The sequence below is a fragment of the Listeria rocourtiae subsp. hofi genome (genome assembly GCF_963575615.1).
In the GTDB taxonomy this organism is placed as follows: Bacteria; Bacillota; Bacilli; order Lactobacillales; family Listeriaceae; genus Listeria_A; species Listeria_A hofi.
The window spans coordinates 118,199-143,462 of record NZ_CAUYTL010000003.1 but is presented as its reverse complement, the minus strand read 5'-3'; the positions used below and the strand labels follow the sequence as shown (position 1 = coordinate 143,462).

The window sequence follows — 25,264 nt, the reverse complement described above, 5'->3', positions numbered from 1 at the left end:
TTACCCCCTCAATGTTAAAATTGCCTTATGCATCCGCTCTAAACCATCGACTAATTTAATCCGCGAACAAGCCACATTCATTCGCAAAAAGCCTTGTCCCCCATACGTTTCACCTGGCATAATAGCCACCTTCCCAACATGTATCAACGCCTCTTGCAGAACGTCTTTCGTTACGCCCAGCGCCGAAATATCAAGCCAAGCTAAATATGTCCCTTCTGGTATTTCAAATTTGATTTCCGGTAGATGACTCGCTAAATAATTTTTCAAAAAGTGCATATTACTTTCCAGATGCACCACCAGCTCATCCACATAGTCCGCGCTATCATTATAAGTTGCCATCGTAGCATACATCCCTAAAATACTAACAGAAGAAAGCGCATCACGTTGTTTCAATTGCAACATAAAAGCAGCTCGCAAATCCTCATCTGGCACTAACAAATAAGAACCCATCAAGCCTGGCGTATTCATCGTCTTACTCGCTGACGTACAAATACACATATTCACAGGTCGCTCTATTAAGCTCAAAATCGGAGTATAACGCGTATTTCCATACACAATGTCCATATGAATATCATCAGAAATGATAAAAACACCATGTCGCTCGCAAAGTTCAATAATAGCGCTTAATTCCGCTTTTTGGAAAACACGCCCCGTTGGATTATGCGGGTTCGTCAACAACAAAATCTTGGCTCTCTGCAATTGTTTCTCTAAAAGTTCAAAATTAATGCGATACGTACCATTATCCCATAAAAGCTCATTCTCGACTAGCTCACGATTATTTTCCTGAATCAGGCTATAAAAAGCATCATACATCGGTGAGAAAACGACAACCCGCTCCTGCTCTTCACTTTTCAAACGTAATAAAACCGAAATCGCATAACAAACCGTCGGGCTATATAGCACCCAATCCATTTCAATATGAGCATTAAAGCGCTTCTGATACCAATTTACAATACTACCTTTGAAAGCTTCATGATTCCATCGCGAATACCCAAAAACCCCGTGCGCTACTCGTTCTTGAATCGCATCAAGCACTGGCGTTGCCACCTGAAACTCTGTATCCGAAATCGAAAATGGCAATAAGTCCGCTTCCCCAAATCGATCCTCAATATAATCCCACTGCGTACAATATGTATTTTTACGATCCACAACCTCATTAAAATCGTATTTTCCCATCCAAATTCAGCTCTTTCCTATGAAAAGCCCAGCGCGTCCGCCAAGCTTCAAATTTTTATCCAATGTAACGGCAAATTTCAGCATGTTTCTCCGTACTATATCCCTTTAAAAAACGCTCAATCAGCTTTGCCAAACTATCATAATCCGCCTTTGAAATCATCGATGAATTCGCATGCAAGTAACGCGTTGGCAAACAGAACGCCACGACCGGACGACCACCGCCCATCACATTATAACGGCCACCATCTGTTGCCCCCGTTTTCATCGTACAAAATTGTAATGGCTCTGCAATATTTTGTGCCAGTTCCACCAAATGCTGCTTCAATTTTTGGTGAGGAATATAGCGTTTGTCAAATAAAGCCAATGCCGCGCCCGAACCTAGTTTTAGCGGAAATTTAATTTGGTCAAATCCCGGCGTATCTCCTGTCACCATCGTATCAATCACAATCGCTATATCCGGTTGAATCGCTTCCGCTGATGTTTGCGCGCCTCGCAGCCCAACCTCTTCCTGCACTGTAGCAACCGCATAGAGCGTGATTTCATCATTATCGCACTGCTTGAAAAGCTCCGCCACAAGCGCACACCCAGCTCGATTATCAAGCGCCTTACCCAAAATTCGTTCTGACGTTAGCTCCGTGAAATTCGGCTCTGGGCAAACAAAATCTCCAATTGCAACACCCATTTCAGCAACCATTTCCGTCGAGTTCGCCCCGATATCAATAAACATCGCGTCATGTTCCATTGGATGCGCCTTATCCTTCTCACTCAATGCATGCGGGGCAATCGAGCCGATAATCCCCGCCACTTTTCCTGACCTAGTCCGAATTTCCACGCGATGATTCAACATACTTTGATTCCACCACGAACCGACCGTATCGAACGATAAGAATCCATCTTCTGAAATATGTTTCACAATAAAACCAACCTCATCCATGTGCGCAATAATCGCAACTTTTGGCCCCTTTGATCCTTTACGCGCAATAAAACTACCCAAACCATCGAATGTAATCTCATCCGCCTGACCTATCAATTCCCGGTACAAAATTTCACGGACTTCTTGCTCATCACCACTAGTTCCCGATGCCATCACCAGTTGTTTCAGTAAATTCGTCTCCATCTTTACGTTTCGCCTCTTTCCGTTTTAACCACCATGTTTTCAGCACAATAATGAGGAAAATATTCAACGCTAAACCAAATGCTAGAACAAGATAGAACCAGTACCACGGTGACATTAAACCAATAAGCGGATCAAACATTCCAATTCCAGGTGCTAGCCTTTGAATCCCAAACATAATTGTCAACATCCCAGCAATACCACCACTTAACGTATTCGCTGTTATCATTGGGAGTGGAGCAGCGAGCGCATATGGAATCGCCGGCTCTGTTGCAACCGTCGAACCAACAATAATCGAACTAATCGCTGCACCTTTTTCCTGCTTCGTAAACAATTTTGGAGCGATAAAAGTCGAGATACCCGCAGCCATAGGAGGCATCAATGCAACAACACCAACAATCGCATACCAATCATAAATTCCTTTGTCGAGTAGAGAGAAACAGAAGAACCAAGCCGTTTTGTTCACCGGTCCACCCATATCAAACGCAAGCATCGCACCAACTAAAAATGCTGCTGCCAGTTTCATCTCAGTTGGAATCGTATTCAAGAAATGCAACATCCCATCCATCATACTACCCATCACAGGCCCTAACACATAAAACGTCAAAATCCCGAAAATAAATAACGTCACAAACGGAATCAACATCGAACCAAGTAATGGTTGCAATGCCTTACCCAGTTTCACTTTTCGGAAATATTTCACAAAATAACCAATCGCAAGCCCTAAAACTACCGCGCCTAAAAATCCAGCACCCGACTCCGTTCCAAGCATCGTATTGTCATTCGCCAAATATGTGACCAGAAACGCAGGTGCAAACGCTGGCTTATCGCCAATCGAACTCGCAATATAGGCACCCATAATCGGAATCATGAACTTGAACCCTAAGTAACCAATTGTTTCAACGACCCAAGCAAACGATGGATCACCATTCGCCATGTCCACATATGGCATCCCAAACTGCACGAGCATATTTGCAATCGCAACGAGTAAACCACCACCAATAACGAACGGTAATGCAGCCGAAACTCCTGCCATCAAATGACTCATCACACTTCCAGTCGGTGCCTCTTGACTCCCCATTTTAATATTGTTATCCGCTGTAAATAATGTTGCCTTCGTTTCCAAATCATCATAAATTGTCTCAATCTGCTTCAAAGCCTCCGAAACTTTCAGCTCGACCACTTTCTTATTCGCAAAACGGAATCGGTCTTCTTCACTGATCGTCCTTCCCAACGCTAAAATCACATAATCTGCCGCCTTAATTTCTGCTGGTGTCAAATGATTCTCTACACCGCTCGCTCCTTGCGTCTCCACTTTTATCGTGTATCCTAACGAAACGGCTTTACGCTCCAAGGCTTCTGCCACCATATACGTATGTGCAATTCCCGCAGGACAATTCGTAATCGCTACAATGTTTAAACTTGTCATTTTTACTCGCTCCCTTTTATGAAATAACCCCTTGAACTAGCGCTAAAATCTCATTTTCCGTCCCAGTTTTCAGTTTCCCAACAAACTCTGGGTCCATTAACTTCCGACTAAGCTGCGACAACAATCGTAAATGCTCCTGTCCGCCAGTTTCAGGTACAAGTAGACAAATCCAGCATTGCACCGGCTTTCCATCCATTGCTTCCCATTCTACTAAATTAGCTCCACGCCCCACTAAAACACCAACCTCCGACACGAAAGCAGATTTTGCATGTGGAATCGCAATCCCTCCACCGAAACCAGTTGTAGACTCACCTTCTCGCAAACAAAGATCCTTATAAAAGCCCGCTGCATCCGTCACCTTCCCATTTGCTACCGCCAAATCCGCAAATTCCCGCAAAATTTCCGATTTCGTTGTACCTTGCATCGCTACATTTATTCCACTAGTCATCATGATTTCCATTACAATCAACTCCAAATTCTATATTACTTGCCTTTTTGACACTATTTCTTTGTCCTATTTCAGTATAGTTGATAACGCTTACTAGAAAAACAACAGAAATGTCACACAGATGATGACAGAATAGATGGGAATGATATAAAGTTATATAAATAACTTTTAATTCTTATTTTTTGTCTCTAAATACTAAGCGCGCATTTTCTCGCCTATATGTGAAATCTTTATGAACTTTCAAAAGTAAAATGTACGCTATGTTCAACGTACTTGACGCTTCGTTGCATAATTCAAAACTTTTTTCTTAATTCCAGATTTTAGTTCACTACCCATATAAAGTTATTATAAATACTTTATATACATATTAATTCTTATAAAATTGACAAAAAACCATAATAAAGAATTATTTGTAACTTTTATAAAACGGTAATCTATCCTTTTTATAACCCTATTCCTTCCATTATGAGTCCCATTGCCTTTTACTAGTTCACCCGCTAAACTAAAAATAGAACCTAAAAGGGAGGAATTATTAATGAAACAGTTTTTCAACAAACGTGTCGCTGCTCTAGTCATTATTTTTGCAGTCTTTTTTGCATCTTTTGCACCAGCAGCAAACGCAAGTATTCTGAATCCAGCTATCTACACAGTTTCTGGAACAGTTTACGCAGACACAAACGGCAATGGTGTTATGGAATTACACAACTTGGATTTACCACTGGCAAACATGACCGTAACACTCCACAAAACATTAGCTGATGCACAAGCCGGAACAAATGTGGTAGCAACAGCGAAAACAAATGCAGTTGGTGTTTACAACTTCACGAAACTAGCAAAAGGAAATTACTTCATCAAGTACGGTACAGAAGCGACAACAAAACCAGTTGTCCAAGCAAATTCAGCAACAGATGCAGCCGGCAAACAAATCGCTGGAATTGCGGCAGTTACAATAAACACACTCAACGTTGTCACTTGGGCTGATTTAGCAACAAAGAAAACAACAAATTTAACAATGACACCGTTCCAAGACTTAAATGGTAACGGCGTAAAAGACAGCAACGAATCTATCATGGATGGCAAAACACTTATCTTCATTAACCTACAAAAAACAGCAGATCTTATCTCAAGCGGTCGTTTATCGGAACTTGATTTAAACTCTAAAATTCTAGGTGCGCTTGGTGGTAGCTTAGACATCGAAGACGCAATCCTTTTCAGAACGAGCAGCAAGGGAGCTGCAATCACAATGCCAAATGTTGACCCCGGCATGTACGTGATGGTTCGTTCACCGTTTAATCTAACAGTTGGCGACTTGCTTGGAAACATAGATAAAGTAACAGCCATCATCGACATCATTTCAGGTGGGGATATCCAAGGTATATTAGACAATCCGACATTACTTGACACCGGCGACATCTCAACAACACCGAATAACGTTTACATCAAAGCACTTGCAAACTTCTTACCAAAAGCAATTAAAGCAACAGAAAAAGTCGATGTCGAGAAATATCTTGGCACAGAAACAGCTACAAGCGTTAACTCAACACTTGCAGAAGTTCAATCTGTAGCAACACTTCTAAACCATATCCCAGCGATGCGTTTTGCTAAAGTTGACATTTGGGGTAACTCTTATGATCTTACCGGCCTAAAATTCACAAAAACAACAGACTTCCAATTCGGAATCCGTAAACTTCCAGTGATCACTGGTGACCTTTTCGTGGATAAAAACAAGAACGGTAAAAAAGACTTATTAGAGCTTGGTAAAGCAACGAAAGTAACAGCCTATGATGCGAACGGGAACATCCTACAATCCGTAACAACATCTACTATTACAACCAAGTTTACACTAGATAAACTAGCATTCGATAAAACAATCTATATCGGTATCGATGGCACAAACGGCTACAGCCCAGTCTATACAGGAACAGTTCCTCCTGCATTGCAAGGCTTGCGTTTAGTTGGTGCATATACGTTTGATTCAAAGAGCTCTATCCAAGAAATCAAACAAAACATACCTTTATTACCTTAATATGAAGAAGCCATTATTTGATACGTACCTTTTCCGTACAGTATCAAATAATGGCTTTTATCATTTTCGGAGCTAAATTATATTTTTTATGGGCGATTAGACTTTTTTGTAAAATAAACGCTTTTATAGAAACTCATCTGGTATAATGGCGTTAGAGAAGTGTGAGACGGAAGGCTAGTCCAAATGGAAGGGTGATGCCTATATATCTTGATTTGTCGTTGCCCTCAGAAAGTGCAACTATGTCTGTGTATGAAGCTTTGAGTATCGCGATATCTTTTGCTATGCTCATCCTCTACATTGATCGTGATAAAGACAAAAAGAGATAACCGTCCCTACTTTGACCAAAAAGTAACGGTTATCTCTTCGTTATAATACGGCCACCGTTTCAGACGGCTCTGACTTGAGGGTTGTGTTGACGCACGACCCTCTTTTCGTCTTTATTATAGCAAATCATTTTTATTATGGCAAATCGTTCTTTCATAAATTTAGCAAGTTCAATAGTGTTTTACTTGGCGAATTTGCGTTTCAATAGCATATACAATCCAACAAGAATCGCTCCAAGTCCTGCTGTCATCGGAATAACTGGCATTGTATCACCCGTTTTCGGTAAATCTTTGCTATTTTGGGTTTTAGTCGTTTCAGGAGACTCAACTACTGGCTTATTTTTGCTATCCACCATTGCTGGAGGTGTTGCATTATTATTGCCTCCATTTTCAGGTACTACAATAACTTCTTTATCAGGTTGCTTCTCAGGCTCGGTCACTTCTGGTAACTCCTCGGCTTCTCCAAGTGTCACATTCGTAGCTATCGCCCACCCATTAATTGGCGAGATTGTGTAAACTGTATCCTCACTTAATTCCCCACTCACAAGATCAAAAATCCCAGTTGTACCTTTACGAGAAGAATAGCGATATTGTGCCACAAATGTAGTCCCATCAGCACCTTTTAACTCTACTTGACGCCCTGCTAATAAATCCATTCCAGGATCTTTATCTAACGTTAGCTCAAATGATTTTGAATCGACTTCTGTAGCTTTAGCAATAACTAATGGCGCCATTTCTTTTGCTGTAAAACGAGCACTAGCAACATCTGCCCAGTCAGAAGTAATGGTATATGTCACGCCTGGTTTCAATTTTTCACCGACCGGCAAACGGAATTTAGGAGCTTGGCGACGGTCAGAAGCTTGCGTAAATGGTACGTAGTTTGCCGTATAAACATCTCCATTTGATCCTGTAAGCGTAACACTGCGATCTCGCAATGACGAAATTACTTGAAATTGTTTACCGTTGGCATCGCGGTTATTATCATCAATCACAAAGGCTTGATCACCACGTCCACCAGCATACGCCGCAATAATGTTCGCATAATCAACCACACCGTCCGCTTGAAATGACTCAAGTTCAAACGTGTCGTTCGTTACCTGTTCGGAATCTCGCATATTAATTTTTGCAGAACTACCAACAAAAGTCTCTACTGGCGTACCTTTGTAGCTGAGCGTATAAGTTTTGCCCGGCTGTTGAACCGTTACAGGCACAATATAAGTACTTTTAGAACCTGATTTTAAACGCGGCACATTCACAATGCTTAAACCATCACTAAAAACAAAATTTTTCTTAATCATATCTAAATTGCTATCTGCCACTTCATCCGCAGAAAGCGCCTCTGGAAAGACAATTTGGAGTGTTATCGCATTCAACGATTCCACCTTGTATGCCGCATTCCTACCTAACATGACATCTGTAGTTGCTGCCCAGTTATTTTGCGGTATAATTTCATAAGCAATTGCAGAATTTAACGTTCCTCCGCTTGTCACATCAAAAGTACCAGTTGCACCTTGGCGTGAAGAAAAACGGTAGCTTGCAGTTAATTCACTGCCATCCGTGCCTTTTAGACGAACACTTCGCCCAGCCAGCAAGTCCATACCTGGATCAGCAGCTAGCGTTAATTTAAATGATGTCGCATCTACAAACGTAGCCGAATCAATGGTTAATGGTGACATTGCACGGGCTGTAAACGAGCTATTAGCAATCGTTGCCCAGTTTGAAGTCACTGTATAAGTCACACCTGGCACCAACGTCTCTCCAGCTGGCAAACGGAATTTAGGTGCTTGACGACGGTCCGAAGCTTGCGTAAATGGTACGTAGTTTGCCGTATAGACATCTCCGTTTGATCCTGTAAGCGTCACACTGCGATCTCGCAACGATGAAATAACTTGGAGCGATTTGCCTGCCGCATTTTTATTATCATCGTCAACTACAAAAGCTTGATCCCCGCGTCCACCAGCGTATGCCGCGATAATATTCGCATAGTCAACAACGCCATCTGCTTGGAAAGATTCAAGTTCAAACGTGTCACTCGTCACTTGATTTGTATCACGAATTCCAACTTTAACACTACTTCCCGTGAAAGTTTGCGTCGCGCCGCCCTTATAGCTAAGTGTGTAAGTCGAGCCAGGATTTTGAATCGTCACTGGTACGATATACGTATTCGTAGAACCCGATTTCAAACGAGGCACGTTGACAATGCTGAGCCCATCGCTGAATTTAAAATGTTCCTTAATCGCGGCCAAATTACTATCTGCCACATCCTCCGCAGGTAATGTTCCATCGAACTTAATTTGAAGTGTCATCGCATTTAGCGAACGTAATTCCGTGATTTCCGCCACACTTGCTGTTTTCGTACCAGATTCTACTGCCGAAGCCCCGATTGGTGAAAATTGCGGCGCGACACCTGCGATAATGGTTGTAGCCACTAATATAGAAGACAATACTTTCTTTGATTGCGTCATTTTACATTCTCCTTTTATTTCAAAAATTTATTGTACCTACATCGTAGCATCCAATTCTAAACTAAAAATAAGCCTGTTATTAAATATTTCTTAACCGATATTAAATTCCAATATCATTTTTTTCATCCTCTTAAAAATTTATGATAGAATTCCTAATATGCAGTTTTTATAACGTATACTTAATATGTAAACAGCTTCACACCCCCATACAAAAATCCTCATTCCCCTCAAAAGCTCTCTAGTGCGTGCCCCCCTCCTCTAGAGAGTTCTTATTACAGTTTTTATTTTTTTAGGAGGAATTCTGCATGAAAAAACTAATGACCCTATTTTTAATACTACCTTTATTGGCCTCATCGCTCTTATTTCCTGTCCACACCGATGCCTCCGAAATGAACTTCTCTGTGAGCGCAAATATCCCTGAAAACCAAATTGATAAAACAAAAAGCTACTTCCATCTGAAATTAGCGCCTGGAAAAGAGCAGACGGTATATGTAACAATTACGAACGAAACCAGTCAAGAAATCACAGTCCTCACTTCTGTGAATACAGCTGTTACAAATGATAATGGCATTGTCGACTATAGCCAAGAAAATCCAAAACTTGATAACACACTGAAATATCCGTTATCTAAGCTCACAGAATCCGCCGGCGAAATTATTCTCACAGCTCATTCCAGCAAAAATTATCCCATTAAGATAAGCATGCCAGATAAAGCGTTTGATGGAACAATCTTAGGCGGCGTGTACTTTAAAGAAAAAACAGCAGATAAAAACGAATCTCAATCTAAAGATATTCAAATTGAAAACCAGTATGCGTACGTCACTGGCATGATGCTTTCACAAAATGATAAGCAGATTAAAGCAGATCTCAAATTAAATGAAATTACGCCTACTCAAGTTAATTATCGCAATGTTGTGACCGCTAATCTTCAAAATACTGAAGCTACAATCCTACAAGACTTAGATGTCGAAGCGCAAATTTTTAAAAGAGACGGTACAAAAGTTTTACATGAAAATTTTAAGCAAAATATGCGTATGGCACCGAACTCCAATTTTAATTTTCCAATAAGTTGGGGTACAAAGGAATTCGAGCCTGGTAGGTACCGACTTGATATGATTGCAACGAGTGGCGAACAAGTCTGGAAATGGTCTGAATATTTCACAATAGATGGTAAAACTGCAGATGCTTTAAATGAGACAGCACTTGATATTGAAAAAGACTACACCTTGTTATACATTATTGCTGGATCTTTACTCGCTCTCTTGATTCTCTTCCTCGTATTCTTGCTAGGCAGAAAATCAAAAAAAGAGGACGAATAGAAGCGAAAAAAGCTACCACATCCGAAAACTGGAATGGTAGCTTTTTCAATATACTTTACTTACTTGGTATTAATGACGTATAAATAATCTCATCCGCCACCGTCTCGTCTTCCAGCAGCTTCAACAATTTCTCCGCTGCAACTGCGCCCCACTTATACTTTGAATACTCAATTGTTGCCAAACGTGGCTGTAAATATTGCCCGACTTCCGTGTTATCAAAACCGATAATCTTCACATCACGCCCAATCACGAGCTTGGTTTTCGCAAAATAATTATACATACCAATCGCCATTTCATCATTTAGAGCAAAAACAGCTACTGGCTCGCCGGCCCATTCTTTCTCAATCTGTTGCGCTGCTTTTTCGCCCGTCGCTTTTGAAAAATCACCTGGAATCACGATAACTTCCTCATCTCGAAAACGTTCCAGTTCCGAAAGTGCCGCGCGCAATCGTTCCTCACTGTCGTATGTATTTGTTGGTCCTGTCACAATGTAGAACTTACCGGAAAAACCAGTTTTCAAATAATCGACTGCAAGTGTTGCTCCCGCCTTATTATCCAGTAATATTTGCCGTACATTGGGATGTTCTATTTCACGATCCAGCACAACAATTTTATGCCCTCTATCCGCATATTCTAGCAACTCCTCCGTTGAAAATCCTATATCCAAAATAATTGCGCCATCAATCATTCGCTCTGGCAAAAAACGATGCGCCTTCGTGCCACTGCATACAATAAGCTCATAACTCTTGGCAAGCAACGTATCCGTGAGTCCATGTAACAACTCTCCATAGAATACACCACTATAATTCGCCAAGTATATACCAACAATTTTCGTTTTCCGTGTTTTTAGCGTCCGTGCTGCCATATTCGGAATGTAGTTTAACTCATCCGCGATTGCCACAATTCTTTGTCTCGTTGCGTCCGTAACTTTTGGGCTGCCATTTAACGCATAAGAAACAGTGGAAATCGAGACACCCGCTTTTTTCGCTATATCTTTAATCCCAACCACTGCGATCCGCTCCTTGTTTCCTTTTCTTTATTATGCACTATTTCACAGCCAAATGTCTATTTCCTACCTCATTTAAACCAAACAAAATGTAGCTTGCAAATGCGTCCCAATGAAGACGTTAAAATCACCTGGATCACTCGTAAAATCTAGATTAGGCTTATAATAACGCAAATCTGCTTCCGTCAAATTAAAAGTAACCGTTCTAGCTTCACCTGGCAATAATTCAATCTTTGTAAACCGCTTTAATTCCTTGCGCGGCCTACTCACTTTTCCAACGATATCTTGCAAGTAAAGTGCTACAACCTCTTTTCCAACTAAATCTCCCGTATTTGTCACCGTCACGGAGATATTCAGCGTGTCTACCTTTGTTATCGTATCACTGGAAAGTTCGAGATTACTATATGAAAAAGTCGTATAACTCAGTCCAAAACCAAAATCGAATAACGGTTGATTAGGAATATCAATATACTGCGAAACATAATGCTCTTGTGCATCCGCTGCATCTACCGGCCTTCCTGTACTCAAATGATTATAATACACCGGAATTTGTCCCGTTGTGTATGGGAATGACATTGGCAATTTTCCGTTCGGATTCACACGCCCACTCAAAATATCCGCTACAGCATTCCCCGCCTCTGTGCCTGGGAACCAAGCTTCAACAAGCGCATCACTTGACTCAATCACCCCATGTAAATCTAATGGTCGACCACTAAAAAGCACTGTGACAACCGGTTTATCAAGTGCACAAATGGCATCAATCATCGGGTACTGTGAGTCCGGCAAACGAATCGTCGCAATGCTGTTCGCCTCACCACTTCGATTCGATGACTCACCAAGTGCAAGTACAATTACATCTGCACCTCGCGCGACACGGACCATTTCTGCAATTTCCGCCTCCGTCACATTTTCCGTATCTCTTGCACCAGCAACCTTAATACCGTCAAACTGTGTCATCATACCATCCGCAACCGACACCGCATCTTTTCTATCACCAAGCCATGACCAGGCACCTAAAACGTCTTGCGTCTCCGCTAGTGGTCCAACTAATGCAATTTTTGTTCCCGCTGTCGCAAGTGGCAATAAATTCTCATCATTTTTCAGTAGTACCATCGCATCCGCCGCAATGGAACGAGCCGTATCCCGATGTTCTATCGACAAAATATCCCCTTGCCGATTCGTATCTCCCTTCAAACCACGATATGGATCCTCAAATAAGCCAACATCCCGTTTCAATTCCAAAATCCTCATCACTGCATCATCTAGCAAACTTTCTGGCAACACACCATCTGCAATCATATCTTCCAAATTCTCCAAATAACATGTTGTCATCATTTCAATATCCACACCTGCATGCAACGCCTGTTCCGCCGCCTCCATAGAATTCGCCGCTGTGCCATGATTGATAATCTCTTTGACTGCTCCCCAATCCGAAATGAGCACACCATCAAAGCCAAGCTGATCACGCAATACATCCCGCATCAGCCACTTATTTCCCGTCGCTGGCACACCATCCACCACGTTAAACGCCGTCATCACAAGCTTAGAACCAGCTTCAAGCGCCGCCTCGTACGCAGGTAAATAGTTCTGATACAGCTCTCGCATTGACATATCTACGGTATTATACTCACGCCCAGCTTCTGCCGCACCATATGCCGCAAAATGTTTCACACAAGCCGCCATTTTTTCGAAGTTTTCCGCTAGTAACTCTGGATTTCCCTGATAGCCGCGTACAAAACTCGCTGCCATGGAGCTATTCAAATATGGATCCTCACCCGTTGACTCCATCACACGCCCCCACCTAGGATCACGAACTAGGTCGACCATTGGCGAGAATGTAACCTGTAAACCTGCCGCGGTCGCCTCCTTAGCCGAAACCTCCGCCATTTTCTCAGCCGCGACTATATCCCAAGTAGCCCCAATTGCCAGCGGGATTGGAAAAATTGTCTTATAACCATGCACCACATCCGCCATAAAAATCAACGGGATTCCGAGCCGATTTGTTTTCAAATACTCCTCCTGAATCGCAATCATCTCACTCGCGGTTGAAGATCCTAACACAGATCCCGCATTTTCTGAAACCGCTGATGTAATCCCCATTTCTGCCATTGGACCGGTAATCTCGCCCTCTGTAATCGTTCCCTTATAAAACATTGGTGCCAACTGTAAAAGCTGTCCAACCTTCTCAGTTATTGTCATTTGTTCCAATAATTCTCTAAGCTCTACTTTTTTCATGCTACACATCCTCTATTTGTTTTCGAAACGTTTCTATGTGATTATATCAATAGTATAAGCGTTTTCTTTTTTCTCGTCAAATAAATTTTTATATAAAATCGCTTTAATCCGCAATAAATCCTTTTTATAGCCTAAAAATAAATATTTTTCGAATTTATTCTTCCTATAAATGGCCTCAAAAACAAGCCTAAAATCAATAAAGACATCCTATTTATTACTTGTAACCGATTACATTTTGTTTTATAATGATTTTATCGAAACGTTTCTATTAACAAACCAATTTTCACAACGCAAGATTTATAAAAACAAAAAGGTGGAGAAAAAGATGAAAAAAAAATGGAGTATATTGTTGTTGACAATTATTTTAGTAGTAGGAGCAGCCTTAGCTGGTTGTGGAAATTCCGATGAAACCTCTGATACGAAGGTTCTAAACGTTTGGGCGATGGGAGATGAAGCCAAACAATTACCAAAACTCGCAAAAGATTTTAAAAAAGAAACCGGCATAAAAGTGAAAGTACAAGCAATACCCTGGGCGAACGCACATGACAAACTACTAACTGCCGTAGCTTCAAAATCTGGGCCTGATGTTGTTCAAATGGGAACCACTTGGATGCCTGAATTCGTTGCAGCAGGTGCACTCGAAGACTTAGCAAACTATACAAAAAAATACCCAGAACTCGATGCAAAAAACTTTTTTGATGGTTCTGCACAAACGACAAAATTTGATGATAAAACATATGCAATTCCTTGGTACGCCGATACTCGTGTACTTTTTTATCGGACTGATATCTTAAAAGAAGCTGGCTACGACCACGCCCCTAAAACATGGGCTGAGCTATCTGAGATTGCTGTAAAACTCTCTCAACGCGGAGATAACATGTATGGGTTAAACATTGATGGCAAAGAGCAGAGCCTAGGATTTATGTTTGGCCGTCAAAACGGTTCACCACTTTTCGATGACGCTAATAAACCAGTTTTCAACAAAAAGCCTTTCGTAGATGCCGTAGCCTACTTAAATAGTTTTTTCGAAAACGGTTCTGCGCCAAAAGACGATCTTGGTCTTGACGTCGCACAAACATTCAGCGGCGATGCGATTGTTCCGATGTTCATTAGCGGGCCTTGGATGGTAAAAGCCGTAAAAGACACTGTTCCAGATATCGATGGGAAATGGGCAACAGCAGTGCTTCCAGCAAAAGAAAATAACATGTCAAGCCTCGGTGGAGCTAATTTAGCTGTTTTCAAATATGGAAAAAGCAAAGACGATGCTGGGAAGTTCCTGCAATATATGAGCAAACCAGAAACCCAGCTCAAATGGATGGAACTAACGAACTCCCTGCCAACTGCTCAAAAATCATGGGAAAACGAAACACTAAAAGACGACCAATTCTACAAAATATTCGGCGAGCAAATGGCAAACGCAGAGCCAATGCCACTCATTCCGGAATTTGAAGAAATCGCACAAGCTTATATGAAGAGCTTCGAACAGATCTATCGTGGAGGCGCGGACGTCCAAGACCAAATGAACACGTTCAACGATGAAGTCAACACAATACTAAAAAATAACTAACCGTACGAGGTGAGGGGAGCATAAGTCTTGATACTCTTACCTCGGCTACATATTAGAGGAGGTTTAAAATTTTGCGTCGTTATATGGATCAAAAAACACCTTACCTATTCATTTCACCCGCACTTTTGCTATTAATCATGTTTTCTCTTTTCCCAATCATAATCGCTTTTATTATCAGTTTTACCGACATAAATCTAGTTGGGCTCGCTGATTGGTCAAAAATCAATTTTATCGGTCTAGAAAACTACAAAAACGTCCTATCCGATCCAATATTCTTAAAATCGATTGGAAATACTCTTTTTTACGTTATCATCGGCGTACCTTTAGTTATTATTTGCTCACTAGGCATCGCGCTCATGATTAATTTCAGCCAGGCGAAAATTTTCCAGTTTTTCCGATTGATATTTTATACACCGTCTATCACGAATGTCGTTGCGGTAGCTGTCGTTTGGAGCTATCTGTACAATCCACAATTTGGCTTATTTAACTATTTACTATCTTTACTCGACTTACCCGCCGTTCCTTGGTTACAAGATCCAACCATCGCTAAAATTTCCTTGATTATCCTAGCGCTATGGCGAGCAATCGGCGTAAATATGATTATTTTTTTAGCTGCATTACAAGGTATTCCGCGTGAATATTATGAAGCTGCCCAACTAGACGGCGCTAATCGGTGGAAACAATTGACAAACGTGACGGTTCCCTTACTACGTTTTGCTATTTTTTTCGTGACTGTTACAACAATGATTGGCTGGCTACAATTTTTCGAAGAACCGTTTGTCATGACCCAAGGCGGCCCACTCGATAGTACAACATCTGTAGCGCTGTTCATCTATCGCAATGGTTTCCAACTAAGCAAATTTGGATACGCAGCAGCAGGTTCATTTATCCTGTTCATCGCGATTATTATCATCACCATTGTACAATTCAAAATTCAAAACCGTCATGACGACGCCCAAATGTAGGAGGAGTGAAAAATATGAATCAATATGCAAACAAATCACGCGGCACAAAATGGCTCGTAGGTCTCATTTTAGCAATTGGCGGATTCTTCATGATTCTGCCCTTCATCTGGATGGTCCTCTCCTCCGTTAAAACCGACGCAGAAATTCTACAAATCCCACCTACCATTTGGCCAGAAACATTTACGTGGGACAATTTCAAAAACCTTTTTACAGAGCTTAATTTCGGCGTTTATTTGCGCAATACGCTTGTCATTGTACTATTTTCCTTTATCGGCCTTTTTCTGAACGCAATGGCTGGATATGGCTTTGCTAAGTTTAAATTCCGAGGTAAAAATCAGCTGTTCTACATGGTTCTAGCAACAATGATGATTCCGGGGCAAGTTACCATGATTCCTGTTTACCTTATCTTAAACATGTTCCACCTAACAAACACGATGACCGGCATCATTTTACCTGGACTCGTTGGCGCATTCGGAATTTTCCTGTTTCGTCAATTCATGTCAACGATTCCAGATGAACTCATGGAGGCCGCAAGACTAGACGGTGCCAGTGAATTCTTCATCTTTTGGAAAATCATCCTACCGATATCACGCCCCGTTCTAGCTGTCCAAGGAATCCTGACATTCATCGCAGGCTGGAACTCCTTCTTATGGCCACTAATTATTGCAAATGATGAGAAATACTACACACTTTCCGTTGGGTTATCCTTATTAAAAGGCCAATATGCCAGCAACTACGCACTTCAAATGGCAGGCTCGACCTTTATGGTTATCCCGATTATATTAATTTTCATGATGTTCCAAAAATACATTTTAAAAGGCTTCAACGTTTCAGGCTTGAAATAATATCAGGCTTGAAACAACCTTAAGAGCAACTAATTTCTAGATGCCAAACACCTGAAAACTGGGCACAAAACCCAAGCTTTCAGGTGTTTCTAGTATTACTTATCCTCAGCCTTCCCCCGATACCAAAAATAAAACATCGCAAGTGGCCACCAAAGTACCGCAAAAATAGGGAAAATACACCACAATACATCCGGCGAATATAGCATATTAACGACGATAAACAAAATAATCAGTAATGCCGCGCCCCAAATAGAAAATCCTAAGTTCACCTTTGCCAATGCGCGTCTCTTCCTCGTATTCGGCTTGGCTACTTCTAATTCCGCGATAATTTCATCTACATCACCAAACTCAATAATCGCTTTATTCACTGCATCCTCTTCCGATTTTCCATCTTCCATCAAATCTGCTACTTTTTCAGCTAGATTATACGTAATCTCGTCCTTAATTTGCGCCGCCTGCTCGCTTTCAGGGACACCTTCAAATAATTTATCTACAAATTCTGTAATCCTATTCACGAATCAATCTCCTCCAAAAACAAGTTCATAATGCCCTTAATCTCTTGCCATTCACGCGCCATTTCACGCAAGTAAGCACGACCAAGACTCGTAATCGTATAGTACTTCCGCTTTCCACCATGTGAGCGCTCTCCAAAATAAGACTCAATCAACAATTTCTTTTCCAACCGCTGAAATACTGCATATAACGTTGCCTCTTTAATTTGAAAGCGATCACCCGTCCGTTCACTAATTTGCTTCGAGATTTCATAACCATATGAATCTCCCTCCGCCAAAATTCGCAAAATAATCGAGTCCACATGCCCTCTTAAAATATCGCTACGAATCAAAATCACCCCTAAAATTACTCTACCTGATAGAATTATTATCCTCTATAACTTTACCACCTGGCAAAACATTTTGCAACCCGTTTAAATTCATGATACGCTTGTCAAAAAAGGAGCTGTTCCAAATGCAATTATTTCTAGACAAAACCAACTATACAATCGCCAAATTCTCACCGAGTTTCCAAGTCCCAACCTGGTTTCAAACCAATGACACAGAGTTCAAGAGCATCACTTACACTAACGAAGAATGTTCCATCATCATGCCTACAAAGCACCTCGACACAACGGCAGCCCTCTCCGTAGAATCCGACTGGTTCCTGCTAAAAATCGATGGAATTCTTGATTTCTCCCTAACTGGCATTCTCCACAAAATTGCGACACCACTCGCCGAAAAAGAGATCAGCATCTTCGCCGTCTCCACGTACAACACCGATTATATACTAATGAAACAATCCAAGCTTGAAGCCGCAATCACAGCCCTAAAACAAGCCGGCCACAAAATCCTAGAATAACCAAAAACACGATTTCCTAAATTTCAGGAAATCGTGTTTTCTATGAAATCTTACATCTACCACTGAATCAGCACAGGAGCAGATAAGCGTTTCTCGGTTCATGTGTTACTGGTTGGTTGTTGATGCCGCGGTAAGCGTCACCGTCGTCGTTTCTTTCTTACCTTCTCGATAATACTTCACTTCCATCTTGTCTCCAACTTTCACATCATTCGAGTACAAAATTTGGCGTAGTGTCATTGAGTTTGTTACTTTTTTACCGTCCATCTCAACAATAACATCGTATTGTTTCAAACCAGCTTTCTCAGCAGCTGAACCGGCTACAACTTGTTGCACCATCGCACCATAATCAACATTCTCTGGCAATTTCAAGATTTGTTGTTGCTGTACTTCTGGAATCGTATCAACATCACGCAAGGTTACCCCAAGTGACGGACGCTCTACTTCTCCATTTTTCTCCAACTGAGCAATAATTGGCTCAACCGTATTACTTGGAATCGCAAAACCGATACCTTCCACATTTTCTGTTGAAATCTTCATCGAGTTAATCCCGATAACCTGACCTTCAATATTGACTAGCGCCCCACCACTGTTCCCAGGGTTAATCGCCGCATCCGTTTGAATAACTTCCGCTTCCCAATCCTCTGTACCATCGCCATTTGTATCAACAGGTACCGTACGATTTAGACCAGAAATAATACCTTCTGTTACAGTCCCAGCAAATTCTGTTCCTAGCGGACTACCAATTGCAATCGCTGTTTCACCAACTTTTAACGAATCCGAATTACCAAATTCAGCAATCTTCGTCACATTCTCATCACTAATTTCAAGAACCGCTAAATCATTCCATTTATCTGTTCCAACAAGTTTCGCTTCTGATTTCTTACCATTCGAAAACTTCACTTCTAATTTATTAGCACCTTCAACAACGTGATTATTGGTCACGATATATGCTTTACCACCAGATTTCTTATAAACAACACCAGAACCAGATGAAGCTTCATCTTCCGTCGATGTACCAGAACTAATTGATGTTCCAGCTTGGAAATTCAACACGCTAACAACCGCATCCTGCACCTTTTCAAGCGCTTGCGTCGTAGCAGTTGTATTTTCAACAGTTACTTTTTTGGTTGTTCCACTACCGGTCGTTGTTGTATTTGAAGTTGTCTTGTTATCATCCTGAAGCGCGCTCCATGAGAAGGCAAGTACTATTAAAGCACCAATTAAGACACCTAAAAGACCCGTCAAGAAGACAGCCAGCATTGTTTTCTTCTTACCTTCTTTTTTCGGTGGTTCGCTACCATTTCCACCAGTACGCGTTGGAGGAACCGGTGGAACAACATTATTCCCACCGCCATTACCAGTTGCCGGTCTCACTTCTGGCTCGCTCGCTGATTCATCAAAGAAAGCATGTGTCGAACTAGCAGATGCCTCCTCTTTCGTCGCCGTGGCAAACTTTTCACCTTCCGGCGTCACGCCTTCTGCAGAATGAACAGCTTCAACTGGGATGTCGCGTGCAACCTGTGGCTCGGATGACGTATGTACCGCCGATTCCCCAGCTGGCTCCGGTTTCTCATAAGATTGCGAATCTGGTAATCTTTCAGGAGAAGCTCCACTCGCTAACTCATCCTTGCGTGTTTCTAAATCTTTGTTATTCTCATCCATGCATCAATCATCCCTTTCCAATTTGTAGACGAATCCATATAATTATTCTATACCCTAATTATGAAAAAACTATGAAATTTTATTAAAATTTTTGCTACGGCGCCTATTAAATCGTAAAAATCGATGTTGGAATCTCAGGATCCGTGTCAAAAAGGTCAACCTGCTCGCCAACAATGATTCCCTCGCCTGCCAAAGTTTGCGCAACTGCCATTCTCGCTAAATCCTTCATATTATTATCTTTACTCAAATGTCCTAGATAAATCCGCTTCGTCGCGTCACCAATCACTTCACTCATCGCGATACCAGCATCCTCATTCGAAACATGCCCTTCATCGCCCAAAATACGTCGCTTCACATTCCAAGGATAACGCCCCATTCGAAGCATCTCCACATCATGATTACTTTCAAAAAGATACGCATCAGCATTTGCAATATGCCCTTTCATCCGGTCACTCACATAACCAGTATCAGTAATCATTACGAACTTCTTTTTCCCACTATGAAAAATGTAAAACATCGGCTCAGCAGCATCATGCGAAACGCCAAATGACTCCACTTGCAAACTACCGAATGATTTCACTGTTTCCATATCAAACTGAAATTTCTGCGCTACATTAATTTCTCCAATCGATGTCTCCATCGCAGCCCAAGTCTTCGCATTCGCATACACAGGCACCTCATAACGCCGCGCCAACACGCCAAGTCCTTTAATATGATCCACATGCTCATGCGTCACTAAAATCGCATCCACATCAGACATACTTCGCCCAACCTCGCTAAATAAATGCTCGATTTTCTTGCCACTCAAGCCACAATCCACCAAAATCGTCTGGTCCGCTGTCTCAATTAGCGTCGCATTACCCGAGCTACCACTTGCCAATATACTAAAACGGAGCTGATCCGTCGCCTGATTCACTGTCTTGACTTCCTTTGCAAACATCGCTCCTGCGCCTCCTTAAAAATTCCATACTCTCATTGTACAACGAAAAAAATACAAATGCACGAAAAAAGGAGAAACCTCAGTACAACCGAAGTTCTCCAAATCTCTATTTTTGCTACTCAGCTTTAGCCTTTTGAGCAGCATCTTCTTTCATATTTGGCACTTTATTCGTATCCACATCGCTCGTATTGATTACAGACCCTTCCAACCCGTTCACAAGGAAGAATGTCGTCTGCTTCTCATGCATCACTTCAAAAGCCCAAACTGGCAAATAGACATCCGAGCTAGGTAAACTAACCAAGTTATAATACCCCAACGTCGTATTAACAATCTTACTATTCTGCTTCAAATCACCGTGTTGATGCAATACTTCCAACGCATCTGTCCCCGAAATCACATCGTCCTTTTCATCAAACATCTGCGTATCACCAAGCATTGTTTGCCGATACGAAATAACCTCATTAGCCTGATTCAAGGTGAACACGATTTGACCGTTCGTATTAAATAACACAGGTCGCCCATCAATTTTCTGATTAAATGTCATCTCGCGTCTTTCACTATCAAAGTTCCAATACGTGTACCGATCCCCTTCAAAAACATCACTCTTTAAAAACGGCATCAAATCGGCGCCATACTTATCCGGGTCAATCTTTACCGGCTTTTTCAATATCGAATAAATACGCTGATTATCGTTTTGAACCATAATGCTTTGCCCTTTCAAATCATTAATATCTGTCTGTGTAAAAGCAATCGGCTCCGTTGTTAAATAAGAACCCACTTCCGGATTAGCTGGAATTTTTCCATACGTAATGTTCTCCGACTTCAACTTCTCCTCCAATGTCTGGCTCACTAGCGGTGTCGGTGAAGATGATATCCTCGAATCAATAAATAGCACCAATAGAAAAATATCCAAAATCAAAAAAGCAATGATAAAAATCGTTTCTGTTTTCTTCCAATCCATTACGATTCGCCTCCCACTACAGGAGTCCAAGTGCCATTATACTTATAAAACCAAGCAGGCTTCAGCTCCACGACACGACTATAACTATTATTATTTTGCTCATATCCCATCACGTAACCTGGAATAATCATCTGAATATCATCGGGATCTATCCTCTTAATTAAATCCTCATAAACACTCACAGAGCTAGGCAATGTCACTTCTTTAGATTCGGTAGAAATTTGCGCACCTAACTTAAAGAACGGGCGTTGATACTTGTACACGCCTTCTGTCCCTTCTGTCACTAAAATCTGCGACATCCCATCATCATTAAACACTGGCAATCCTTGCACAAATAGCGAAAATGCTGTGGTAGAGCTATCCGCTGCGTATCCTGAATAATAATAATTCCCAGTCCAGCCCCAATGATCATTCACAAAATTAAAGCTCGACTGAATCTGCTCCGACTTCATCGCACTGCTTAGCTGAGATGTATCACGACGTTCTTGCGCCGGATCAACATACAAAAGCACTTTATCATCTGGATTCACAGTCATTGAACTAGAACCATTCGTAAACGAGTTATCCTGTCCCTTCACCTTGCTACCATCACCAAACAAGGCATTTTTAAACAATCCAATATCAATCGTTTCAATTACATACTGCTGTTGTTTCAACTTTACAGGCGCATCACTAAGAAATAAATGTTGCTTATTCTTATACACCTCGTTCACCGGTGCCATCACAGATTTCTGGTCTGTTAAGATCTGTTTCAGCGTATCCACTTGATCCTGCTGAATCGACCCCTGATAAATCTGCTCATTCGAATCATTCCCAAAATAAACCGAGAACAATCCATTCTCTGACTTAGTTAAATTAAATGTAATCCGATTGAATGAATTCAAATCAAAGTTATCACCTTTTAAGCGAAAAACCTGGCTATAAATCGAAAGCGGCACAGCATTCGGAAAAACAAGTTCCATCGAGTTATTTTGATGCATCATCCCTTGATAACTCTCCGTCATTTTATCCGTACGCACTAATTCCGAAAAATCAAATGTTGTCCCCGCCTTCACAAGAGCATTAATCATCGTCATGTTCTGCGTCATATAATGGTTATCATTTTGATGCGAATAAACCATCATTGGTCTAAAAACTTGCTCCGGTTGTCGCAATTTTGCAATTTGCTCTTTTTTTACAGTTTCATTGTCAATAATTTCATAATCCGGTTGCACTTTCCAGAGGCTGTAACTTAGGAAAATACTGATAACTACAAGAACGGTAAGGAGAATTCCTCTTATTTTTGTACTTTTCATTCCCAATCATCCTCCGGTAAATCATTGTACGGTAGCGTGAACGAAATAGTTGTGCCTTTCCCCCGATTACGCTCTGCCCAAATTTCACCGCCGTGTGCTGTAATAACATCACGCGCAATCGCAAGTCCCAAGCCAGTTCCTCCCATTTCCCTTGACCTTGCCTTATCCACACGGAAGAAACGATCAAACACTTTCGTCAAGTCCTCCTCTGGAATTCCAATACCTTCATCACTAATACTAACTTGAATTTCATCCTCTCGTTTACGCAAGAAGAACGTTATACGACCGCCGTCTGGTGAATATTTATTCGCATTCGAAATAATATTATCCATCACTTGCATAATTTTATCCTCATCGATTTCAATAATAACAGGATCACGCGTAAAATGACGTTTAAACGTTATACTATCCTTCTTCATCATCTCAAAACGATCAATAATATGATTAAAGAAATCATTAAAATTCACAAAATTCTTATCTAAATTCGTGCGTCCACTATCCATCCGTGACAATTTCAACAAGTCGTTTACTAGGCGAATCATCCGCTCTGTCTCACTTTGCGTCACTTCTAAGAATCTAGGTGCAATTTCCTCATCACGCCAAGCACCATCACTAAGCGCTTCTAAATAACTATGCATACTCGTAAGCGGTGTCCGGAGCTCATGCGACACATTCGATACAAAATCGCGGCGTTCCTGATCCACTTTTTCCTGATCTGTAATGTCATGTAAAACAGCAATAATCCCATTAACAAAACCAGTCTCCCGCTGAATAACCGATAAATTAGCACGTAAAATATACGGGACATCAAACGTACTCCGATCCATCGTCAACTCATCTAATTCCATCAAATCATCAAAAGAATAGTCCTCCGACACACCAAGCACATCAGTAATTGGTTTCCCATTAGCACTCTCATGCGCCATTTTTAACATCTTCTCCGCAGGCGTATTAATCAGGATGACTTTCCCGCGACGATCCGTTGCAATCACGCCATCTGTCATATAAGAAAGAACCGATGATAATTTTCGCCGTTCCCCTTCTGTCATTGCTTGCGCCTCTTGCACCCGTTTCGTGAGTGCATTAAAAGATTCCGCCAGCTGGCCAATTTCATCCATGCCGTATACTTTTACTTTTCGCGTATAATTCCCTCGAGCCATCGCAAAAGCTTGACGTTTCATATCCGTAATCGGTTTTGTAATCGTCCGTGATAGTAAAATACCAAGAATCGCTGTAATAACCATTGCCAGCAACGTTCCTGTTATAAAAATACTCGTAATACTATCAACCTGCTCATAAACCGACTCAATATCTGTAGCCAAATAGATGGCGCCAATAACCTCTCCTTTTGAAGTAATTGGGGTAACATCCACCCAAATTTGCCGTTTTGGATTTTTCCCCATGAAGATTTTATTTTCGCCATTCCCGCTATTTATTGTATTTTTGATCATCTTATTCGTCGAGACTTGCCCAACAATGCCTTGATTGTCAGCATCTGATGTCCCAATAATTTTCAATTTGTTATCTACGACTAGCACATCTTCAAAATCATTGCTACCACGAACGAAATCGAGCAACATACCTTGGATGTCGCTCTCAAGCTTCGTCTGGTCATCGTTCGTATATTTCAACATTGCTTCACGAACATTGTACTCCAACAAATTCACACTATTTGTAATCGCTGTTTTAAAGTTCTTCTCCAACTGATCCTGTAACTCCCGCACAAAATAAGCCCCTATTACTTGCATTGCTACTAAAATGAGCAACAAATAAATCATGACAAATCTAAACTGGACCGATTGAAAAAACTTCATTCTCCGCATAATCTTTACTCCTGTTCAGGGTTAAATACATGGCTATACCCCAACGTTTATAGTAGATGTGCCACAAATTAGTGCCACAAATCATCAATATTCTATTATTATACCACAGATGTAGTGGTAAATAAAAAACACCTAGGCTAGCACTTGGGTGTCTTTTTTTGTCTCATGCTCGGGATGAGAACAACCCTATTATAGCATTTTATAAATTATTTTTAAATATCTATTCTTACATAAAAAATGTATCACATTTGCGATATAAATATTAGACAACCTATCACATATGTGATATAATAAATGTATAAGTTAGAGAAA

General features: G+C 41.2%; 20 protein-coding genes. 6 read left to right on the top strand and 14 right to left on the bottom strand.

Translation table 11 applies throughout. The annotated features are described in order from the left end of the window. The 4 genes from R8925_RS03350 to R8925_RS03335 are packed head-to-tail and all read right to left on the bottom strand — an operon-like array spanning position 1 to position 4,179. Entirely contained in the window at positions 1 to 1,176 is a 1,176-nt protein-coding gene (locus R8925_RS03350; protein ID WP_430534505.1) for a MalY/PatB family protein, read from the bottom strand. Between the two features lie 55 nt (positions 1,177 to 1,231). Continuing rightward, positions 1,232 to 2,293 (bottom strand): zinc-binding metallopeptidase family protein, encoded by a 1,062-nt coding sequence (locus R8925_RS03345; RefSeq protein ID WP_430534504.1) that lies wholly within the window; start codon positions 2,291 to 2,293, stop codon positions 1,232 to 1,234. Next, a complete protein-coding gene (locus R8925_RS03340; protein WP_430534503.1) occupies positions 2,247 to 3,719 on the bottom strand; it encodes a PTS fructose-like transporter subunit IIBC in 1,473 nt (490 codons plus the stop codon). Before R8925_RS03340 ends, R8925_RS03345 begins: the two co-directional genes overlap by 47 nt. Before the next feature lie 16 nt (positions 3,720 to 3,735). After that, the gene (locus R8925_RS03335; protein ID WP_430534502.1) at positions 3,736 to 4,179 is read right to left on the bottom strand and encodes a PTS fructose transporter subunit IIA; all 444 of its coding nucleotides are present in this window, start codon (positions 4,177 to 4,179) and stop codon (positions 3,736 to 3,738) included. 523 nt (positions 4,180 to 4,702) lie between these two features. Here R8925_RS03335 and R8925_RS03330 point away from each other — a divergent pair. Beyond that, entirely contained in the window at positions 4,703 to 6,193 is a 1,491-nt protein-coding gene (locus R8925_RS03330) for an SdrD B-like domain-containing protein (RefSeq protein WP_430534501.1), read from the top strand. Positions 6,194 to 6,698: 505 nt separating this feature from the next. On the opposite strand, the gene R8925_RS03325 is transcribed toward R8925_RS03330, so the two are convergent. Then, positions 6,699 to 8,981 carry an LPXTG cell wall anchor domain-containing protein gene (locus tag R8925_RS03325; RefSeq protein WP_430534500.1) on the bottom strand — a complete coding sequence of 761 codons (2,283 nt, stop codon included), beginning with the start codon at positions 8,979 to 8,981 and terminating at the stop codon, positions 6,699 to 6,701. A gap of 305 nt (positions 8,982 to 9,286) precedes the next feature. Between R8925_RS03325 and R8925_RS03320 the strand changes: the two genes are divergently transcribed. Further along, positions 9,287 to 10,300 (top strand): WxLIP family cell surface protein, encoded by a 1,014-nt coding sequence (locus R8925_RS03320; protein ID WP_430534499.1) that lies wholly within the window; start codon positions 9,287 to 9,289, stop codon positions 10,298 to 10,300. 55 nt (positions 10,301 to 10,355) lie between these two features. Here the strand turns inward: R8925_RS03320 and R8925_RS03315 are convergent, their stop codons facing one another. Both R8925_RS03315 and R8925_RS03310 read right to left on the bottom strand, forming a co-directional pair. Beyond that, complete coding sequence (locus R8925_RS03315; protein WP_430534498.1) at positions 10,356 to 11,309, bottom strand: LacI family DNA-binding transcriptional regulator; 954 nt, start codon at positions 11,307 to 11,309, stop codon at positions 10,356 to 10,358. Between the two features lie 72 nt (positions 11,310 to 11,381). Continuing rightward, positions 11,382 to 13,541 (bottom strand): glycoside hydrolase family 3 N-terminal domain-containing protein, encoded by a 2,160-nt coding sequence (locus tag R8925_RS03310; RefSeq protein ID WP_430534497.1) that lies wholly within the window; start codon positions 13,539 to 13,541, stop codon positions 11,382 to 11,384. 325 nt (positions 13,542 to 13,866) lie between these two features. Between R8925_RS03310 and R8925_RS03305 the strand changes: the two genes are divergently transcribed. The 3 genes from R8925_RS03305 to R8925_RS03295 all read left to right on the top strand — a co-directional run bounded on the left by R8925_RS03305 (position 13,867) and on the right by R8925_RS03295 (position 16,918). Next, complete coding sequence (locus tag R8925_RS03305; RefSeq protein ID WP_430534496.1) at positions 13,867 to 15,108, top strand: sugar ABC transporter substrate-binding protein; 1,242 nt, start codon at positions 13,867 to 13,869, stop codon at positions 15,106 to 15,108. 83 nt (positions 15,109 to 15,191) lie between these two features. After that, positions 15,192 to 16,073 (top strand): carbohydrate ABC transporter permease, encoded by an 882-nt coding sequence (locus tag R8925_RS03300; RefSeq protein WP_430539401.1) that lies wholly within the window; start codon positions 15,192 to 15,194, stop codon positions 16,071 to 16,073. A gap of 14 nt (positions 16,074 to 16,087) precedes the next feature. Beyond that, entirely contained in the window at positions 16,088 to 16,918 is an 831-nt protein-coding gene (locus tag R8925_RS03295) for a carbohydrate ABC transporter permease (protein ID WP_430534494.1), read from the top strand. 95 nt (positions 16,919 to 17,013) lie between these two features. Here the strand turns inward: R8925_RS03295 and R8925_RS03290 are convergent, their stop codons facing one another. Continuing rightward, the gene (locus R8925_RS03290) at positions 17,014 to 17,433 is read right to left on the bottom strand and encodes a permease prefix domain 1-containing protein (RefSeq protein ID WP_430534493.1); all 420 of its coding nucleotides are present in this window, start codon (positions 17,431 to 17,433) and stop codon (positions 17,014 to 17,016) included. Further along, positions 17,430 to 17,762 carry a PadR family transcriptional regulator gene (locus tag R8925_RS03285; RefSeq protein WP_036072031.1) on the bottom strand — a complete coding sequence of 111 codons (333 nt, stop codon included), beginning with the start codon at positions 17,760 to 17,762 and terminating at the stop codon, positions 17,430 to 17,432. The genes R8925_RS03290 and R8925_RS03285 overlap by 4 nt, the downstream gene beginning before the upstream one ends. 122 nt (positions 17,763 to 17,884) lie before the next feature. On the opposite strand from R8925_RS03285, the gene R8925_RS03280 reads away from it, so the two are divergent. Continuing rightward, entirely contained in the window at positions 17,885 to 18,271 is a 387-nt protein-coding gene (locus R8925_RS03280) for an ACT domain-containing protein (protein WP_430534492.1), read from the top strand. A 105-nt stretch (positions 18,272 to 18,376) separates the two neighbouring features. Here the strand turns inward: R8925_RS03280 and R8925_RS03275 are convergent, their stop codons facing one another. From R8925_RS03275 to walK, 5 genes are all read right to left on the bottom strand, one after another. Continuing rightward, positions 18,377 to 19,933 (bottom strand): S1C family serine protease, encoded by a 1,557-nt coding sequence (locus R8925_RS03275; protein ID WP_430534491.1) that lies wholly within the window; start codon positions 19,931 to 19,933, stop codon positions 18,377 to 18,379. 106 nt (positions 19,934 to 20,039) lie between these two features. Beyond that, positions 20,040 to 20,873 (bottom strand): MBL fold metallo-hydrolase, encoded by an 834-nt coding sequence (locus R8925_RS03270; RefSeq protein WP_430534490.1) that lies wholly within the window; start codon positions 20,871 to 20,873, stop codon positions 20,040 to 20,042. A gap of 115 nt (positions 20,874 to 20,988) precedes the next feature. Then, positions 20,989 to 21,834 carry a two-component system regulatory protein YycI gene (locus R8925_RS03265; protein ID WP_430534489.1) on the bottom strand — a complete coding sequence of 282 codons (846 nt, stop codon included), beginning with the start codon at positions 21,832 to 21,834 and terminating at the stop codon, positions 20,989 to 20,991. Beyond that, complete coding sequence (locus R8925_RS03260) at positions 21,834 to 23,129, bottom strand: YycH family regulatory protein (RefSeq protein WP_430534488.1); 1,296 nt, start codon at positions 23,127 to 23,129, stop codon at positions 21,834 to 21,836. Before R8925_RS03260 ends, R8925_RS03265 begins: the two co-directional genes overlap by 1 nt. Next, the gene (gene walK / locus R8925_RS03255; protein ID WP_430534487.1) at positions 23,126 to 24,952 is read right to left on the bottom strand and encodes a cell wall metabolism sensor histidine kinase WalK; all 1,827 of its coding nucleotides are present in this window, start codon (positions 24,950 to 24,952) and stop codon (positions 23,126 to 23,128) included. The genes R8925_RS03260 and walK overlap by 4 nt, the downstream gene beginning before the upstream one ends. Positions 24,953 to 25,264 lie beyond the last annotated feature (312 nt).

Coding starts and splice junctions, on each gene's coding strand:
- R8925_RS03350 (WP_430534505.1), bottom strand. CDS start 1,176: ATGGGAAAATACGATTTTAATGAGGTTGTGGATCGTAAAAATACATAT.
- R8925_RS03345 (WP_430534504.1), bottom strand. CDS start 2,293: ATGGAGACGAATTTACTGAAACAACTGGTGATGGCATCGGGAACTAGT.
- R8925_RS03340 (WP_430534503.1), bottom strand. CDS start 3,719: ATGACAAGTTTAAACATTGTAGCGATTACGAATTGTCCTGCGGGAATT.
- R8925_RS03335 (WP_430534502.1), bottom strand. CDS start 4,179: ATGGAAATCATGATGACTAGTGGAATAAATGTAGCGATGCAAGGTACA.
- R8925_RS03330 (WP_430534501.1), top strand. CDS start 4,703: ATGAAACAGTTTTTCAACAAACGTGTCGCTGCTCTAGTCATTATTTTT.
- R8925_RS03325 (WP_430534500.1), bottom strand. CDS start 8,981: ATGACGCAATCAAAGAAAGTATTGTCTTCTATATTAGTGGCTACAACC.
- R8925_RS03320 (WP_430534499.1), top strand. CDS start 9,287: ATGAAAAAACTAATGACCCTATTTTTAATACTACCTTTATTGGCCTCA.
- R8925_RS03310 (WP_430534497.1), bottom strand. CDS start 13,541: ATGAAAAAAGTAGAGCTTAGAGAATTATTGGAACAAATGACAATAACT.
- R8925_RS03305 (WP_430534496.1), top strand. CDS start 13,867: ATGAAAAAAAAATGGAGTATATTGTTGTTGACAATTATTTTAGTAGTA.
- R8925_RS03300 (WP_430539401.1), top strand. CDS start 15,192: ATGGATCAAAAAACACCTTACCTATTCATTTCACCCGCACTTTTGCTA.
- R8925_RS03295 (WP_430534494.1), top strand. CDS start 16,088: ATGAATCAATATGCAAACAAATCACGCGGCACAAAATGGCTCGTAGGT.
- R8925_RS03280 (WP_430534492.1), top strand. CDS start 17,885: ATGCAATTATTTCTAGACAAAACCAACTATACAATCGCCAAATTCTCA.
- R8925_RS03275 (WP_430534491.1), bottom strand. CDS start 19,933: ATGGATGAGAATAACAAAGATTTAGAAACACGCAAGGATGAGTTAGCG.
- R8925_RS03270 (WP_430534490.1), bottom strand. CDS start 20,873: ATGTTTGCAAAGGAAGTCAAGACAGTGAATCAGGCGACGGATCAGCTC.
- R8925_RS03265 (WP_430534489.1), bottom strand. CDS start 21,834: ATGGATTGGAAGAAAACAGAAACGATTTTTATCATTGCTTTTTTGATT.
- R8925_RS03260 (WP_430534488.1), bottom strand. CDS start 23,129: ATGAAAAGTACAAAAATAAGAGGAATTCTCCTTACCGTTCTTGTAGTT.
- walK (WP_430534487.1), bottom strand. CDS start 24,952: ATGCGGAGAATGAAGTTTTTTCAATCGGTCCAGTTTAGATTTGTCATG.